Consider the following 15,638-nt stretch of genomic DNA (forward strand, 5'->3'; position numbering starts at 1 on the left):
GGCAAAACTATGTTGTGGGCTGTGCATTGTCACGAGGGGCGGCCGCGCGAGCGAGCCGGTCATTGATGGCCTCTCCGAGCCCGTCGAACGGAATCGTCTCCACCGCGATGGTGCGCGCGCCGCTGCGATCGAGTTCCTGCATATAGGCGAAAAGATTGCTCGCCGCTTCACGCAGGTCACCAGACGCGGACAGGTTGAGGAACGCGGCAGCATTGCGCCAGCCTTCGGCTCGCTGATCGCCGAAGGCAAGCAGCGCCTCGCCCTCGACGACCATTCCGGCATTGAGCCGCATCTCAGCACCCGGCGCATAGTGCGAGGCAAGCATGCCTGGCGCCTCGACGCCGACTGCACCGCCGCGCAACAGTTCCATGCCGATGGCCGCCTCGATCTCCCCGGCGGCGATGCCGCCAGGCCGGAGCAGGCGCACTCCTGCCCCTTCGGCCTTGACGATGGTCGATTCCAGTCCGACCGGCGTCGCGCCGCCATCGACCACCAGCTTGATGCGGGCGCCGAGATCGGCCGCCACCGCTTGCGCCGTCGTCGCGCTGATCTTGCCGGAGGAATTGGCGCTGGGCGCGGCCAGCGGCCGGCCGAGCTTTGCGATGAGGTCGCCGCCAAAGCCCCTCGGCATGCGCAAGGCGATCGTGTCGAGCCCGGCTGTGACCAGTGGATGGATGCCGTTGCCGGGCCGCTGCGACAGCACCAGCGTCAGCGGACCCGGCCAGAAGGCCTGTGCGAGTTTCTTCGACAGCGGATCGAACACGGCGATGCGCTCGGCCATGGCCATGTCGGCGACATGGGCGATCAGCGGATTGAAGCGCGGCCGCCCCTTGGCCTCGAAGATGCGCGCCACGCCGATGCCGTTGGTGGCATCGCCGGCAAGCCCGTAGACGGTTTCCGTCGGAATGGCGACGACGTCGCCGCCCTGAAGCAAAGCCAGCGCCCGCTCCAGCGCCTCGCCGACGGCAAGTATCTCAGCCACTCTCGTCACCTCGCAGATGCCGGCTGCGTAGTACGATGGCGGCTGTTGGGCAAGAGAGGGTCTTGGCGATTTATCAATCCCTAAAATGCTATGTTTGTGCGAAAGCCGGCATCAATTCTGGCCTGCTATTGAACAGCTTCGGGGCAAAGGGGAGCTATATCAGTGTCTGTGCGCGTACTGCTGGGAATAACTCTGGCCACGATGGCCAGCGGAGTTCAGGCCTCGTCCCTGGTCTTTCCCGGCCCGCCGGCCGCGACGCCCTCCATCCTGACCCTGAAGGCGGCCGATATCAAGGCAAGCGATGTGGTGTCCGTCGTCGCACTCGGCGAGCCCGACGTCACCTATGAGAAGGTGGCGGCGATCCCCAACCCGCCCGAGGCACAGCACGGCTTCATGCCAAGCCCGATGATCATTCGCGGCGGCATCGTCGGCGGCGATTTCTCGACACCGACACAAACCAAGGCACCGGCCGCCACCACCGCCGCGGCTCCTGCCCCGGCCCAGGCGACCGCCTCGGCGGCTCCGGCGTCGGGCACGCAGAAGAAGCCGGCCGCACCGGCAGCCGCATCGGCGCCCGCTTCCAAGGTCGGCAAGGTCAAGTAGCCGGCCGGCAAACTGCTGGACTGGGCCAGCTCGTTGACAGCTTGATGGGGCCTTGCGCACCATTGCCGCGCGAGTTCGTGCCGGCATATCTTGCCGCTCGAAGCCGCCGCCTGAATTTGGTCGAGCGATTCAGGGAAAGGGGCGGCTCTGGCAGCCGGGTTTTATTTCAAAGGGGGTTGATCATGAGACTATGCAAGATCGTTACCGTGGCCGGACTTCTGCTGGCATCGCTGCTGGGCGCCAGTGCAGCGCAAGCCGATGACATGCTGGGATCCTATGTCGCGCGTATTTCCGATCGGGACCATCAGGCGAGCGACGGCTATGCGCTGGACAACGCCGCGCAGATGGTGCGGCAGGACCGCGCCAACTGGCACAAATTCCATCGCCGCGACAGCGACGATGAGGGTGATGCCTGGTTCAGGACCAACGACCAGCGCGCGGACCTGCAGCGCATGCTGGAGCGTCCCGGCGCGATGAGTTCGTCGACCAAGCGCGCCATCGTCAATGGAGAACCGCTGATCCAGGTCGACGTCTACGAGGACAGCGTGCGCGTCCGCATCCTGGAGAACTGACAAGCGTCCGGGAAGATGACAAAGGGCGGCGCCGATGTGCCGCCCGCTTCTCGACAGAGCCGGATTGAAATCTCAGGCCGCTTCTTCCTTGTCGTCCTCGTCTTCTTCGGACTCGCCGCCTTCGGATTCTTCTTCGTCTTCGGCGTCGTCGCCTTCTTCTACGTCGCCATCCTCGTCATCAGAGTGATCGGCGGCTTCGACCGCCGTGGCAGCGGCATGATCGAGGGCGGTTTCGGAAGCGGATTCAAGCGCCTCGGCGGCGGCCGAGGTTTCTTCAGTCACTTCGATGTCGTGATCGGAATTCATGGAAGCCTCCGTTGGGTTGGGGAACATGTCCCTTTTGCCACGCAGAGATCATCGTCATATGACTGTAAGCCGGCTCGAACGGCCGGCTCGCAGATATTTTTCCTGAGCGTTCAGCCGGCGATTTTCGAGAAATCCGCGACCTGACCGGTGGCCGCGCGGATGCGCGTGAGCAGCGCCAGACGGTTGGCTCGCACCGCCAGGTCTTCATCATTCACGAGAACACCTTCAAAGAATGAATCAACCGGTTCGCGTAACGCGCTAAGCGCCAGCATGGCGGCGGAAAAGTCTCCGTTTTGAATCGCTTCGCCGGCTTGCTTCTCGGCCTGATTCACCGCCACAAACAGCAATTTTTCGGCATTTTCCTTGAACAAGGCCGGCTCAACGGTTTCGGCAACAGCTGTTTTCTTCTTCTCCTCGGCGGCCAGGATGTTGGCCGCGCGCTTGGTGCCGGCGAGCAGGTTCTTGCCGTCCTCGGTGTCGAGGAAGGTGCCGAGTGCCTCGACACGACGAACGATCTGCAGGAGATCGTCGGACTGCGGGGTGATGACGGCGTCGATCAGATCGTGGCGGGCGCCCTGGTCGCGGAGGTAGACCTTGAGGCGGTCGTGGAAGAAGGCGAGGAGGTCGGCGGTAAACGGAGCCAAGGAGGCCTGCATTTCCATCATACGCTGCCCATCGAAGAATTCGCTCTCCGGATCGGTGGCCTCGAATGTTTCGGATATGGCCTTGTCGAGGCCGTTCCTCACCAGGTCGGCAATAAGTCCCGCTTCCGGCAACAGTCGGCTCTCGCCCCTGTAGTCTTTAATCCGGGCATCCAGCATTGCCACGGCGCCCCGGCTCTCAGCGCTTTCGCCCATGCTCTCATAGGCATCAAGTGCGGCCGCGACCGTCGCGGCAATCGCGGTACTGAAGGCGAGCTTGATCTTGTTTTCGAGGACAATCCTCACCACGCCCAGCGCGGCCCTTCGCAGCGCGTAGGGGTCCTTCGACCCCGTCGGCTTTTCGTCAATCGCCCAGAAGCCGACCAGCGTATCGAGCTTGTCGGCAAGCGCGACGGCGACCGACACCGGGTCGCTCGGCACATAGTCGGACGGGCCCTGCGGCTTGTAATGTTCCTCGATGGCTGCTGCAACGGATGGGTGCTCGCCCTGGAGCAACGCATATTTGCGGCCCATGGCGCCCTGCAATTCGGGGAACTCGCCGACGACTTCAGTGGTGAGATCGGCCTTGGCGAGAACCGCCGCGCGTGCGGCGAGCGCCGGGTCAGCACTGACGGTCGGTGCCAGGTCTTCAGCCAGCTGGGCAATCCGCTCCACCCGCTCGCCCTGGGTGCCGAGCTTGGCGTGGAAGGTGACGCCGAGATGGTCGAGGCGGGCCATGCGTTGGTCGAGCGGCCTTTTCAGATCGAGGCCAAACTTTTTCGCCGAGGCTTCGAGTTGTCCGAGGTCCGGCAGATCGCCCTGGTCCGTGGTCCAGAAATAAAGCGCATCGGAGAGGCGGGCGCGCACCACCTTGCCGTTGCCGTGGGCGATCTCCTTGCCGCCGTCCCTGGCCTCGATGTTGGCGGTGAGAATGAAGCGGCTGGACAGCGCCTCGCCTTCACCTTGCGGTCGCGTGACGAAGCACTTCTGGTTGGCGCGGATGGTCAGCCGGATCACTTCGGCCGGAATGGCGAGGAAATCCTGCTCGAACTCGCCCATCAGCACGACAGGCCATTCGACGAGACCGGACACTTCCTCCAGCAGCCCTTCGTCCTCGACCAGGTCGAGCCCGTTGGCGAAAGCGAGGTTGCGGGCGTCGGCAAGGATGATCTCCTTGCGCCGGTCGGCGTCGAGCACGACCTTTGCCGCTTCCAGCTTGCTCACATAATCCTCGAAGCGGCGCACGGTGATTTCGCCCGGGGCGAGGAAACGGTGGCCATATGTGACGTTGCCGGAGCGGATGCCGTCGATCTCGAAATCGACCACGACAGGCTCCTCGGTTTCCGGGCCGAAGGTGCACAGGATCGATTGCAGCGGCCGCACCCAGCGCAGCGAGCCTGGCTTGGCCGAGGCCGGTCCCCAGCGCATCGATTTCGGCCAGGGGAAATTGCGGATAATGCCCGGCACCAGTTCCGCGATGATCTCTTCGGCCGCCCTGCCCGGCTTCGAAATGTGGGCGACGTAGAAGTCGCCCTTCTTCGGGTCGGAATGGACATGCGCCTCGGCGACCGAGGACAGCCCTGCCTTGCGCAGGAACCCCTGGACCGCCTGCTCGGGTGCCGTCGTCGATGGTCCCTTGATCTCTTCGCGGATATCCTTCGAGCGCGCCGTCAGGCCCCTGATGTCGAGCGTCAGGCGCCGCGGCGTCCAGTATTCGCGCGCCGCCTCATAGGTCAGACCGGCTTCGACCAGACCGTCGGTCAGCATCTTCTTGAGATCACCCGCCGCCTTGCGCTGCATGCGGGCGGGAATTTCCTCGGAGCGAAGTTCCAGCAAAAGATCCGGCATCAGAGTGTCTCCACCCGCATGCCAGTTTCCTGTTTGCGCGTCCTCGCGCCTCCGGCGCTGCGGTCGCGCGGCTGGGCAGGGATTTCCTCGGAGCGAAGTTCTAGAAGCAGGTCAGGCATTGGGGTCAGCTCATGCGGGAGAGTGGTCCGGGCGGGGCATAGCAACTCGGCTGGCCGCTGTCACCCTTTCCAGAAATTTTGGCTGCCCTGTCGGGACGCGGCGCCCCAGTCCGTCCTTGGATCAAAGATTTCCATGAACCGAACGCAGCGCTGAAGCGACCCACGCTCAGGCAGGGAACTATTGGCTGAACGACCATGAAAACGGCATCCAGACTTCTGCAGATCCTCGCGCTCAGCGCCTGCTTCACCGCGCAGGTCCATGGCGCTTTCTCGATGCCGGGTGTTCGGCAGGCATTGCGGACAATGGCTGGCTCGAGCGGCCAGATCCTGTCACCGATCAACGCTACCCTCGAGACGATGAGGTCTGCCTGAAGCAGAGCTTTGTTTGGCGCAACTCCCCCGGGAAAAAGCTACGCGCTTTTCCTGGAATTGCTCAGGCCGCCAATCCACCCGCCTGTGTCTTCAAAAACGCCTCGCCGCAGGCCTTCGCCAGATTGCGCACGCGCAGGATGTAGCTCTGCCGCTCGGTAACCGAGATCACGCCGCGCGCGTCGAGCAGGTTGAAGACATGGCTGGCCTTGATGCACTGGTCGTAGGCCGGAAAGACCATCTTGTGCATCGGCAGATTGTCATTCGACGCCGGCGCGCCGGCCTCGAGCAGCGCCTTGCACTCGGCCTCGGCGTCTTCGAAATGCCTGAGCAGCATCGCCGTGTTGGCGTATTCGAAATTGTGGCGCGAATATTCCTGCTCGGCCTGCAGGAAGACATCGCCATAGGTCACCTTGTCGGCGCCTTCGCGGCCGTTGAAGTTGAGGTCGTAGACATTGTCGACGCCCTGCACATACATGGCGAGCCGCTCCAGCCCGTAGGTCAGTTCGCCCGCCACCGGCGCGCATTCGATGCCGCAGACCTGCTGGAAATAGGTGAACTGCGAGACTTCCATGCCGTCGCACCAGCATTCCCAGCCAAGCCCCCAGGCGCCGAGCGTCGGGCTTTCCCAGTCGTCCTCGACGAAGCGGATGTCATGCAGCAGCGGATCGACGCCGATCGCCGCCAGCGAGCCGAGATAGAGCTCCTGCAGGTTCGGCGGATTCGGCTTCAGGATCACCTGGTACTGGTAATAATGCTGCAGCCGGTTCGGGTTCTCGCCATAGCGGCCATCCTTGGGGCGGCGCGAGGGCTGGACATAGGCGGCGTTCCAGCGCTTCGGCCCGAGCGCGCGCAGTGTCGTTGCCGGATGAAACGTGCCGGCGCCGACCTCCATGTCGTAGGGCTGCAGGATGACGCAACCATAAGCCGCCCAGTAATTGTGCAAGGTCAGGATCAGCCCCTGGAACGAGCGGCTGGGGTGCATATGGGCAGGGATTTCAATCGTCACGGGTGGCCTCGACATCAAAGGCTGGAGCCTGTCCTCGAGCATGATCTTTTCCGAAAACCGGTATCCACTTTTCGGGATCGTGCTCTTGCCGGCCCGTCCTAGAGACACGGCGGCGAAGCGTCAAGCAAGGGGCGCGCCGGATGCGAGCCGCCGTGAGTATGCCGGGCGGTGTTGAAGACTTTGCCGGGGACTGGCCCATTGCCGGGCTCGGGAGCCTGCGGTCTGTTTCGTCCCTACAGCCCAAATCAACGACCACAGGTCCAGCCATGCCCAGCTCCATCATCGTCCGCCCGGTCACGCGACAGGATTACGAGCAATGGCTGCCTCTCTGGGACGGCTACAACGCATTTTATGGCCGCGCCGGCGAGACGGCGCTGGCAAGCGAGATCACCGCGATGACGTGGTCGCGCTTCTTCGACGCCTATGAACCGGTCCATGCGCTGGTGGCTGAAAGCCAGGGACAGCTCCTCGGCCTCGTGCACTATCTGTTCCACCGCAGCACGACGGCGATCGCACCGAACTGCTATCTGCAGGATCTTTTCACCACGCAGGCTTCGCGTGGCAAAGGCATCGCCCGGGCGCTGATCGAAGGCGTCTATGAGCGCGCGCAGGCCGCCGGCTCCGGACGGGTGTATTGGCTGACGCACGAAACCAATCAGACCGCGATGAGACTCTATGACAAGGTCGGCGAACGCTCCGGTTTCGTCGTCTACCGGAAGCTGTTTTGAGGGCTGCGCGCCTCCAAACGAAAACGGGGCTCCCAAAGAAGCCCCGTTCGCATTCAAAAGTAGCCGATCTCACCCCTTCGGGACAGGCACCGGCTCGGGCTTGACCTTGGGCGTTTCCTGCGCCGTGTTGGATTCGATCGGCGGCAGGCCCTTCATCAGCTTCTGCTGCAAGGTGGCCAGCACGTCGGGATCGGGCTTCAGGTCACGCGCCTGATTCCACTGGAAGGTGGCTTCCAGCTTGCGGCCGACGCGCCAGTAGGCGTCGCCGAGATGGTCGTTGAGAACCGGATCTTCGGGCTTCAGCGATACGGCGCGTTCCATCTCGCGCACCGCGTCATCGAAGCGGCCGAGGCGGAAATAGGCCCAGCCCAGCGAATCCACGATGTAACCGTCGCTCGGCCTGAGGTCGACGGCCTTCTGGATCATCGCCAGGCCTTCCTTGAGGTTGGTGTTCATGTCGACCCAGGAATAGCCGAGATAGTTCAGCACCTGCGGCTGGTCCGGCTGCAGTTCCAGCGCCTTGCGGAAATTCGGTTCGGCCTTAGGCCATTCCTTCAGCCGCTCGTAGGCGATGCCACGCTGGTAGAAGATGTTCCAGTTGGCAGCGGTCGGCGTCTTCAGCGCCTCGACGGCCTTGTCGTAGAGGCTGGCGGCCGAGCGGAAATCGTCCTTGGAGGAATAGACCCCGCCAAGCGCCAGATAGGCGCGCATGTCGTTGGGATGAGCCTCGACGAAGGCCTTCAGATGGGTGATCGCCTCGTCATGGCGGTCGAGATCGGCAAGGTTGAGGCCAAGCTGCAGGTCAGAAAGCTCCTTCAGCGGCGAAGAATCGGGAATCCGCCGATAGAGCGCGATGGCGCCCTCGCCGTCCTTCAGCTGCTCGGCGACGGCGGCGAGTTGCACGAGAGCCGCGTCGCTGTCGGGCCGCAGGGCGAGCGCATATTGCAGGTAAAGGCGAACGAACGGCTCGCCGCCGCCCCGGTTGAGCGCGGTGGCGAGGTCGAGCAGGATTTCGGAAGCACCGTCGGACGGACCGGACACGAAGGGCGCGATCTTGTCGCCCTTGCTGATCCTGTCGCGCAAGGCGACGATTTCGAGCTTACCCGGCGAAAACGCCTCGGCCTGGTCGAGCACCGAGATCGCCTTGGCCTTGTCGCCCTTGCGGGCCAGAAACGAGGCATAGGCCTGCGCGTTGCGCATCCAGGTTTCGGGCGCGGCTCCGCCGGCGGCGGTATCCTGCATCGTCGCGGCGTAGATCGCCTCGGCCTTTTCGGGCATGTTGGAGGCATCGGCGACCAGGGCGCGGTGGAAGGATTTGAAAAGGCCGAACCAGTCCGGGCCCTGAAGCTTGTCGATCGAAGCCATCGCGTCGCCGGCTTGGCCAGCACCCTGTTCGGCCCAGCCGGACATCACGCCGGAAATCAGCCGGTCAAGGTCGGACTCCAGTGACAGCTTCAGCCAGTACTGGGCCTTGGTGAAATCCTTCTTGTGGAACGAATCAACGGCCAGCGCCAGGCGCGAGAAGCGCTCGACATCGGGCACTTCCTTGAGCTTGTCGGCATAGACCAGGGATTCGTCGAAGCGACCTTGCGCGATCAGCGACAGCATCAGGCTCTGCTGCAGGCCGGTGTCGCTCGGATCGAAGGCCAGGGCCTGCTTGTAGTAGGCGATGGCGCTGTCGAGGTCGTTGTCGCCTTCGGCGATCCGCGCTGCCAGATAGGCGCCCGAGAACGACGAGATCTTGACCGGTTCGGTGGATTGCTTGGCATAGGCCGGCAAAGCCGAAATCGCCATGCCCGTCACAATTGCCAGCCTTGTCAGCCAGCGCGCACGTCCTTGCTGCATCGTATCCCTTTCAGCCAGGCGCCATCTCCGCTTCAGCGGGATCGACGTAGACTCGATCTTTCCGGGCAAAGCATGGCCTTTTTGGGGTCGCGCTTCAATCCGCCTGAAATTCACAATCGGGTCAGCCGATTAACAAACCATGGCTGGAGGAGATTTTCGGCCGTGGAAAAGCCGGCGTCAAGGTCAGCGCTGCACGACGGATCGCTGCACTTTCGTCTCGGGAAAGCCGCCGGCCGCAATCGCGCCGCACAGCTCGTTCCATTCGCAACCGCCGCAAGCCTTGCGCACGCCACCAATCGAGAACGCCTGTCGCAGCCGCGCCAGGATTGCCGCGTCGAGATCGAGGCGGACGCCGGGCTCGATTGGTCGGGCCAGAAGATCCCCGACATCGCGTGCGGCAAGCCGGTCCCGCTCGATGACGCTCTCGTTGCGGCAATGCGGGTCCGGCCCTTCGAGCAAAGGCGCGCAGACATCATCCGGGCCGGAAACAAGGAGGATGTCCTCGCCCCGGCTCAGGCGCTCCGCGATCGCGTCATAATTGACGGTGAAGGCGGGGCTGTATCCCTTGCCCACATAGGTGAGCAGGCAAAGGAGATGATGGGCGCGCAGCCTGATCGTCACGGATTGGCCGGCTTCGCCTTGCCACGGGGGAGCGCCATGAGTGTCGCGGCACCAAGCGCCGACTTCAGCAAGCCGCCGACAATGAACGGCAGGAAGCCGAAGGTAATGGCCTTCTCAGTGCCGATCATGACGGCGAGCCATGCCGTGCCGAGCACCAGGCAGGCAAGATTGCCGAGCAGCATGGCGGCGAAGGCAAGCACCACCCTGTTGCCGTTCCAGCCGCGTTCGGCCAGCCAGCCGACAAGCGCGCCGGTGATCGGGAAAGCGAAGAGATAGCCACCGGTCGGCCCGACGAAATGCGCGACGCCGGCAGCGCCCCCGGCCAGCACCGGAAAGCCGGCAGCACCCTCGACCAGCCATGCCGCAATGGTGACCGCGCCAAGCCGCCAGCCATAGAGCGCGCCGATCAGCGTCACCGCGAAGGTCTGCATGGTCACGGGAACCGGTACCATCGGCACTTCGATGTAGGAGGACAGCGCCAGGAACAGCGTGCCGAGCACCACGGCTCCGACTTGCCAGGCGAGCGAGCGGTCTTGAAGCCGGAGCGGGCTGAAGGACGGCTTGCTGGACGTGAATGCGATGTCTGTCATGAGGGTCCCTTCGGTCGATTTGAAATTATAGATAATTTCTGTTTTCGATCTATTATCGAATCCACATTTCTCGCAACATAGCAAGCCTTCCCACGACAAAGAGCGTCTGAACTGCGTCGCGATGCGCTTCAGGTCATTGCTTTATGGATGGCGCCCCAAATTGAGGGCCGCTTTTGGGTGAGGGGCATCAACCCACGATCGCGAAGGCTTCGCGCGTCGCGCCGGACGCCGTCCTGACCGGCTTGCGGCCGATCCATTGGACATGCCGCCCCAGCGTCGCCGCGGCCGATTCGGTGTTCCCCTGCCGCAAGGCGGTCAGGATCGCCCTATGGTCCTGGTCGGTGCGCGCCTCCCACTCCGAGCGCCATGCCGCAAACAGGAAACGGGCGCTGGCGGCATGCAGATCGTCGATGGTGGCGAGCAGGCGCGGCATGCCGCATGGCGCCAGGATCAGCCGGTGGAAGGCGCGGTTGGCTTCCTCCCAGGATCGGACGTCGCGGGATTTGTCGCCGGCCTTGGTCGCCTCCTCGGCAAGATCGAGAATGGCCGACGTCAGATGCGGCGCGGCGTGGCGCAGCGCCAGCACTTCGAGCGCGGCCCGCATTTCGGCGACCTCCTTGACCTCGCCGAGATCAAAAGCCGCGACGCGCACGCCACGGCGCGGTTCGCTGACGGCCAGGCCTTGCGCCTCCAGACGGCGGAAGGCCTCGCGCACCGGAACATGACTTGTGTTGAATTCCTCGGCGACATGATCCTGGCGCAGCCGCGCTCCAGGCTCGATCGCGCCCGAGATGATGCGGTCCGCCAGCGCCTTGCTGATGCGCACCGCGATGGTGTCGTCCGTGCCCTTTGCCATGTTTTATAGATAATTTGCCGTAAGGCCGCTTGTCGAGACGACGAGGCCGTGTTCGCCATCATTCTCCCCAGTACAAAGCGACGGGAAATTCGGAGAAAAGACGGCCTTCTCAGTTCACCCGGCTGATGCAGAAATCGATGACGTCGATCAGCGCCGATTTCTGTGGCGTTTCTTCCAGCGGTGCCAGCGCGTCGCGGGCGATCTCGCCGAAATGGCGGGCGCGGCCGATCGTGTCGGCGATGGCGCCGTGACGGGTCATCAGGCCGATCGCCTTTTCCAGGCCCGCGTCGTCGACGACATTGTCCTCGATGGCGCGCTTCCAGAAGGTGCGCTCGGCCTTGGTGCCGCGCCGGTAGGCCAGGATGACCGGCAAGGTCACCTTGCCCTCGCGGAAATCGTCGCCGACATTCTTGCCCAGGTCCTTGCTGGTGCCGCCATAATCCAGCGCATCGTCGATGAGTTGGAAGGCAAGCCCGAGATTCATGCCGTAGGAGCGTAGTGCCGCGCGATCATTGCGGGTCGCCTGGGCGATGACCGGTCCAACTTCGGCGGCAGCCGAAAACAGTGCGGCTGTCTTGGCCTTGATGACGGCGAAGTGCTCGTCCTCGGTGGTTTCAAGGTTCTTGGCGGCTGCGAGTTGCATGACCTCGCCCTCGGCGATGATCGAGGCGGCGCTCGACAGGATGTCGAGCGCTTCGAGCGAGCCGACATCGACCATCATGCGGAAGGCCTGGCCAAGCAGGAAATCGCCGACCAGCACGCTTGCCTGGTTGCCCCAGATCATGCGGGCGGTCTTCTTGCCACGGCGCATGCCGCTCTCGTCGACGACGTCGTCGTGCAGCAAAGTCGCGGTATGCATGAACTCGACTGAGGTGGCTAGCTTGACATGGCCTTCGCCGGCATAGCCGAACATCTGCGCGGCGGCGAGCGTCAGCATCGGCCTGAGCCGCTTGCCGCCCGACGAGATCAGATGGTTGGCGACCTCCGGAATCATCTCGACGTCGGAGCCGGCCTTGGACAGGATCAATTCGTTGACGCGTCCCATGTCGGCCGCCGTCAGATCGATCAGATCCTTGATGGAGGCGGGCTCCCGCTTCCCGTTTTCGATGTTGAGAACGACACCCACGACAATAACTCCCGTCTTGTTACAACGCGTGCGACGGCACCCTTAGTCCCGATACGGACTCTAGGGCGGCGGACACGGCCACGGCAAGTGGCGAATTGGCGCGGCGGCGGTGACAGCCTGTTAACGATCCTGGATGGAGCCAAGGCTCTGCCGCCGAATCCCCTGCCCGTTTACATCAATGGCGCAAACTGCGAGTTTCATAGGATGATAGAGCTTGTCCGCACCAACGATGCCGTGATCATCTCCTTCGTCGAATCGCTGATGCGCGACGCCGGTATCGCCTGCTTTGTCGCCGATCAGAATATGAGCATTCTCGAAGGGTCGATCGGGCTTTTGCAGAAGCGCGTCATGGTCGACGCCGACCAAGCCGATGCCGCTCGTCGCATCCTCAGGGATGCCGGCATCGCCAACGAGATCCGCACAAAATAATGTCGGCCGCGCCAGCCGCCCCTGCCCTTGACACCCTTGGCCCGGACACGCCGGCCCATACGGTCGATGCCTTCCATCGCGGCCGGTTCTGGCTCGTCCAGCCCAAGCATGGCGGCCACCGCGCCGGCATGGATGCGATGATGCTGGCGGCGTCCGTGCCGTCCGTCTTTGGCGGACGTCTCGCCGATTTCGGCGCCGGCGCCGGCGCTGCCGGCCTGGCGGTGCTGTCGCGCTGCCCGGCTGCCCGGGCCGTTCTGGTCGAACGCGCACCGGAAATGGCCGCCTTCGCATCGGCTACCCTTGCTCACCCCGGCAATGCGCATCTCAGCGATCGCGCATCCGTGCTCGTCGCCGACGTCACGGTTTCAGGCCAGGCCCGGGTGGCGGCAGGTCTGGCCGACAACGACTTCGACTATGTCATCATGAACCCGCCCTTCAACGCAGCCAGGGACCGCGCCACGCCTGACCGGCTGCGAAAGGAAGCCCATGTCACGGAGGACGGGCTGTTCGAAAGCTGGATCCGCAGCGCGGCAGCGGTGGTCAGGCCGCGCGGCGGGCTTGCGGTCATCGCGCGGCCCGAACAGCTCGGCGCCATTCTCGACGCGATGTCAGGTCGCTTCGGCGATGCCGAGCTGCTCGCCGTGCACCCTCGCCCCGACGCAGCGGCGATCCGTATCATTGTGCGGGCAGCGCTCGGCGCGCGCGGAAAACTTGCCATCCGTCCGCCTTTGATGCTTCACGCGCAATCGGGCAATGGCCCCGACGAGCGCAGCGAAATGATTGCCAACGGTCTCGCCTCGCTGTTTGGAGATTGAGCTATTCCTCGCCGCCGCATTGCCGTTGGCCGGGAAATCCCTACATGCCTGCAACCTATCGACCGGAGACCGCGCCCTCGTGAAACGCTTTTTCAACCGCCTGCTGCCGAAATCCTGGCGCTCCACCGTCGTCACCATTCCAGTCATCCGGCTGCACGGCACGATCATGGCCGGCGGCCAGTTCCGGCAGAATCTGTCGCTGGCCTCGACAGCCGGCCTTATCGAGAAGGCATTTTCCTTCGATGCGCCGGCGGTTGCCATCTCGATCAATTCGCCTGGCGGCTCGCCGGTGCAGTCGCGCCTGATCTTCAGGCGCATCCGCGACCTGGCGGTTGAAAAGAACAAGAAGGTGCTGGTCTTCGTCGAAGATGTCGCGGCCTCGGGCGGCTACATGATCGCGGTCGCCGGCGACGAGATTTTTGCCGATCCCTCCTCCATCGTCGGCTCCATCGGTGTGGTCTCGGCCTCGTTCGGCTTTCCCGAACTGATGAAGAAGATCGGCGTCGAGCGCCGCGTCCACACCGCAGGCCAGAACAAGGCGGTGCTCGATCCGTTCAAGCCCGAGAAAAAGGAAGACGTGGAACGGCTGAAGGCGCTGCAGCTCGAGGTGCACGAAACCTTCATCGATCTGGTCAAGGAGCGGCGCGGCACGAAGCTGAAGGACGATCCGGATCTGTTCACCGGCCTGTTCTGGACCGGCAAGAAAGGCGTGGAGCTCGGCCTCGTCGATGCACTCGGCGACATGCGCACGGTGCTGAAGACCCGGTTTGGCGCGAAGACCCAGCTCAGGCTGATCACCGCGCCGCGCGGTTTCCTCGGTCGTTTCGGCCTGTTCGGCTCAAGCAAGGGCTTTTCAGCGCCCGATATTGCCGCCGCCGCCGCCAGCGGCGTCATCGATGCGGCGGAAGAGCGCGCATTGTGGGCCCGCTTCGGGCTTTGAAAACCGCGCAAAACCGTCTAGCATGAAGGCTTGAAGTCCATGCATGCCGTTTTTCCAAAACCGGACACAGTTTTGGGCGACATGCATCAACCGACCCGACCGGCCGCCTTCGCCGGCCCAGCGTGGTAGGAGTTGTGACATGCCGCAGATCATCTTCTTCGCCGTCGTTGGCGCCGCCGCCTATTTTGGCTACCGCACTTTCATCCGGGAAGCCGAGCGCGTGACGGCCAAGGTGCGGCGCACCGAAAAGCAGGCGGCCAATGGCGCGATGGGAACGCTGGTCAAGGACCCGAAGACCGGCGAATACCGGCTGGCCAAGGACTGAGCATCATCCCCTATACGACTGACGCCGTGGACACCGAGATCGGTTCGTGCATCTGGCACGCGCATGCCAAGATCAATCTGGCGCTGCACGTCACCGGCAGGCGTGCTGACGGCTACCATCTGATCGACAGTCTGGCGGTGTTCACACGCTTTGGCGACCGGGTCGAGATCGCGCTCGCCGATAACGATGATTTCACCGTGTCGGGCCGTTATGCGCCGGCGGTTCCGCTCGACGCCAGCAATCTTGTGCTAAAGGCGCGCGATGCCTTGCGACGGGAGGCTGGCCCCTCACGGACCCCGCCCATCTCCATAAAACTCGAAAAGAACCTGCCGGTTGCCTCCGGCGTCGGCGGCGGGTCGAGCGATGCGGCGGCCGTGTTGCGCGGACTGGCGCAGGCATGGGCCTTGGATCTGGACGACGCCGGCTTGGCGCGGATCGGCCTTTCGCTTGGCGCCGACGTACCGATGTGCCTGGCGGCAAAGCCACTGGTGGCGCGCGGCATCGGTGACGAGCTGTCGATGGTACCGGACTTTTCGGCGCTGGGACTGGTGCTGGTCAATCCAGGCACGCCGGTGTCGACGGCGGATGTCTTCGCGACCCTGTCTCGCCGCGACAACGAGCCCCTGCCGCCGCTGCCGCGCAGCATCGATTTTCACAGCCTGCGCAACTGGCTGGAGATTACCCGCAACGATCTGGAGCCGGCAGCCCTTGCACTGCAGCCCGCCATAGGCAGGGCCCTGTCATGGCTCAACAAGGCCGGGTCGGGGTTTTCACGCATGTCGGGATCGGGCGCGACATGTTTCGGCCTGTTCGAGACCGGCAATGTCGCCAAGCGCGCGGCTGCCGAGATCCGCGGCCGCCAGCCCGACTGGTTCGTCGCGGCGACGCGCAGCATGCCATCGGAGGCTGAGTGA

General features: G+C 63.9%; 18 protein-coding genes. 9 read left to right on the forward strand and 9 right to left on the reverse strand.

Annotation, left to right across the window (positions count from 1 at the left end):
• Nucleotides 1–7: 7 nt before the first annotated feature.
• Nucleotides 8–982 carry an L-threonylcarbamoyladenylate synthase gene (locus CK227_RS00680; protein WP_179296352.1) on the reverse strand — a complete coding sequence of 325 codons (975 nt, stop codon included), beginning with the start codon at nt 980–982 and terminating at the stop codon, nt 8–10.
• Nucleotides 983–1,144: 162 nt separating this feature from the next.
• On the opposite strand from CK227_RS00680, the gene CK227_RS00685 reads away from it, so the two are divergent.
• Nucleotides 1,145–1,585, forward strand: coding sequence for a hypothetical protein (locus CK227_RS00685; RefSeq protein WP_245318035.1), 441 nt, complete (start codon nt 1,145–1,147; stop codon nt 1,583–1,585).
• 182 nt (nt 1,586–1,767) lie between these two features.
• Complete coding sequence (locus CK227_RS00690) at nt 1,768–2,157, forward strand: hypothetical protein (protein ID WP_095771064.1); 390 nt, start codon at nt 1,768–1,770, stop codon at nt 2,155–2,157.
• Nucleotides 2,158–2,229: 72 nt separating this feature from the next.
• Here the strand turns inward: CK227_RS00690 and CK227_RS00695 are convergent, their stop codons facing one another.
• Together CK227_RS00695 and glyS are read right to left on the reverse strand one after the other, a co-directional pair.
• The gene (locus CK227_RS00695) at nt 2,230–2,463 is read right to left on the reverse strand and encodes an ATPase (RefSeq protein ID WP_095771065.1); all 234 of its coding nucleotides are present in this window, start codon (nt 2,461–2,463) and stop codon (nt 2,230–2,232) included.
• 110 nt (nt 2,464–2,573) lie between these two features.
• The gene (glyS, locus tag CK227_RS00700) at nt 2,574–4,952 is read right to left on the reverse strand and encodes a glycine--tRNA ligase subunit beta (RefSeq protein ID WP_095771066.1); all 2,379 of its coding nucleotides are present in this window, start codon (nt 4,950–4,952) and stop codon (nt 2,574–2,576) included.
• A gap of 314 nt (nt 4,953–5,266) precedes the next feature.
• Here glyS and CK227_RS36590 point away from each other — a divergent pair, with 314 nt between their 5' ends.
• Nucleotides 5,267–5,443, forward strand: coding sequence for a hypothetical protein (locus tag CK227_RS36590; RefSeq protein WP_179295769.1), 177 nt, complete (start codon nt 5,267–5,269; stop codon nt 5,441–5,443).
• Nucleotides 5,444–5,504: 61 nt separating this feature from the next.
• Here CK227_RS36590 and CK227_RS00705 read toward each other — a convergent pair whose 3' ends face one another.
• Nucleotides 5,505–6,449, reverse strand: coding sequence for a glycine--tRNA ligase subunit alpha (locus CK227_RS00705; protein ID WP_038645360.1), 945 nt, complete (start codon nt 6,447–6,449; stop codon nt 5,505–5,507).
• 266 nt (nt 6,450–6,715) lie between these two features.
• Here CK227_RS00705 and CK227_RS00710 point away from each other — a divergent pair, with 266 nt between their 5' ends.
• The gene (locus CK227_RS00710; protein ID WP_095771067.1) at nt 6,716–7,177 is read left to right on the forward strand and encodes a GNAT family N-acetyltransferase; all 462 of its coding nucleotides are present in this window, start codon (nt 6,716–6,718) and stop codon (nt 7,175–7,177) included.
• 69 nt (nt 7,178–7,246) lie between these two features.
• Here the strand turns inward: CK227_RS00710 and CK227_RS00715 are convergent, their stop codons facing one another.
• From CK227_RS00715 to CK227_RS00735, 5 genes are all read right to left on the reverse strand, one after another.
• Entirely contained in the window at nt 7,247–9,022 is a 1,776-nt protein-coding gene (locus CK227_RS00715) for a tetratricopeptide repeat protein (RefSeq protein WP_095771068.1), read from the reverse strand.
• Between the two features lie 183 nt (nt 9,023–9,205).
• Nucleotides 9,206–9,643, reverse strand: coding sequence for a DUF1284 domain-containing protein (locus tag CK227_RS00720; RefSeq protein WP_095771069.1), 438 nt, complete (start codon nt 9,641–9,643; stop codon nt 9,206–9,208).
• On the reverse strand, nt 9,640–10,233 hold the full coding sequence (locus CK227_RS00725) for a biotin transporter BioY (protein ID WP_095771070.1): 594 nt from the start codon (nt 10,231–10,233) through the stop codon (nt 9,640–9,642). Before CK227_RS00725 ends, CK227_RS00720 begins: the two co-directional genes overlap by 4 nt.
• A 187-nt stretch (nt 10,234–10,420) precedes the next feature.
• Nucleotides 10,421–11,089 (reverse strand): GntR family transcriptional regulator, encoded by a 669-nt coding sequence (locus tag CK227_RS00730; protein ID WP_095771071.1) that lies wholly within the window; start codon nt 11,087–11,089, stop codon nt 10,421–10,423.
• Nucleotides 11,090–11,198: 109 nt separating this feature from the next.
• Complete coding sequence (locus CK227_RS00735; RefSeq protein WP_019856937.1) at nt 11,199–12,215, reverse strand: polyprenyl synthetase family protein; 1,017 nt, start codon at nt 12,213–12,215, stop codon at nt 11,199–11,201.
• Between the two features lie 204 nt (nt 12,216–12,419).
• Here CK227_RS00735 and CK227_RS00740 point away from each other — a divergent pair, with 204 nt between their 5' ends.
• The 5 genes from CK227_RS00740 (at nt 12,420) to CK227_RS00760 (ending at nt 15,638) form a co-directional block, all read left to right on the forward strand.
• Nucleotides 12,420–12,644: a DUF2007 domain-containing protein gene (locus CK227_RS00740; RefSeq protein ID WP_027041409.1), complete on the forward strand. Its 225-nt coding sequence runs from the start codon at nt 12,420–12,422 to the stop codon at nt 12,642–12,644.
• Nucleotides 12,644–13,459: a tRNA1(Val) (adenine(37)-N6)-methyltransferase gene (locus CK227_RS00745; RefSeq protein WP_095771072.1), complete on the forward strand. Its 816-nt coding sequence runs from the start codon at nt 12,644–12,646 to the stop codon at nt 13,457–13,459. The genes CK227_RS00740 and CK227_RS00745 overlap by 1 nt, the downstream gene beginning before the upstream one ends.
• A 79-nt stretch (nt 13,460–13,538) precedes the next feature.
• Entirely contained in the window at nt 13,539–14,399 is an 861-nt protein-coding gene (locus CK227_RS00750; RefSeq protein ID WP_095771073.1) for a S49 family peptidase, read from the forward strand.
• 139 nt (nt 14,400–14,538) lie between these two features.
• Nucleotides 14,539–14,724, forward strand: coding sequence for a membrane protein (locus CK227_RS00755; RefSeq protein WP_019856933.1), 186 nt, complete (start codon nt 14,539–14,541; stop codon nt 14,722–14,724).
• Between the two features lie 26 nt (nt 14,725–14,750).
• Nucleotides 14,751–15,638, forward strand: coding sequence for a 4-(cytidine 5'-diphospho)-2-C-methyl-D-erythritol kinase (locus CK227_RS00760; RefSeq protein WP_095771074.1), 888 nt, complete (start codon nt 14,751–14,753; stop codon nt 15,636–15,638).

This window comes from Mesorhizobium sp. WSM4308 (assembly GCF_002294905.1).
Taxonomy (GTDB): Bacteria; Pseudomonadota; Alphaproteobacteria; order Rhizobiales; family Rhizobiaceae; genus Mesorhizobium.

Bases quoted from the DNA above. Each gene is read 5' to 3' on its own strand.
- CK227_RS00690 (WP_095771064.1), top strand. From the start codon at position 1,768: ATGAGACTATGCAAGATCGTTACCGTGGCCGGACTTCTGCTGGCATCG.
- CK227_RS00695 (WP_095771065.1), bottom strand. From the start codon at position 2,463: ATGAATTCCGATCACGACATCGAAGTGACTGAAGAAACCTCGGCCGCC.
- glyS (WP_095771066.1), bottom strand. From the start codon at position 4,952: ATGCCGGATCTTTTGCTGGAACTTCGCTCCGAGGAAATTCCCGCCCGC.
- CK227_RS36590 (WP_179295769.1), top strand. From the start codon at position 5,267: ATGAAAACGGCATCCAGACTTCTGCAGATCCTCGCGCTCAGCGCCTGC.
- CK227_RS00710 (WP_095771067.1), top strand. From the start codon at position 6,716: ATGCCCAGCTCCATCATCGTCCGCCCGGTCACGCGACAGGATTACGAG.
- CK227_RS00715 (WP_095771068.1), bottom strand. From the start codon at position 9,022: ATGCAGCAAGGACGTGCGCGCTGGCTGACAAGGCTGGCAATTGTGACG.
- CK227_RS00725 (WP_095771070.1), bottom strand. From the start codon at position 10,233: ATGACAGACATCGCATTCACGTCCAGCAAGCCGTCCTTCAGCCCGCTC.
- CK227_RS00730 (WP_095771071.1), bottom strand. From the start codon at position 11,089: ATGGCAAAGGGCACGGACGACACCATCGCGGTGCGCATCAGCAAGGCG.
- CK227_RS00740 (WP_027041409.1), top strand. From the start codon at position 12,420: ATGATAGAGCTTGTCCGCACCAACGATGCCGTGATCATCTCCTTCGTC.
- CK227_RS00745 (WP_095771072.1), top strand. From the start codon at position 12,644: ATGTCGGCCGCGCCAGCCGCCCCTGCCCTTGACACCCTTGGCCCGGAC.
- CK227_RS00755 (WP_019856933.1), top strand. From the start codon at position 14,539: ATGCCGCAGATCATCTTCTTCGCCGTCGTTGGCGCCGCCGCCTATTTT.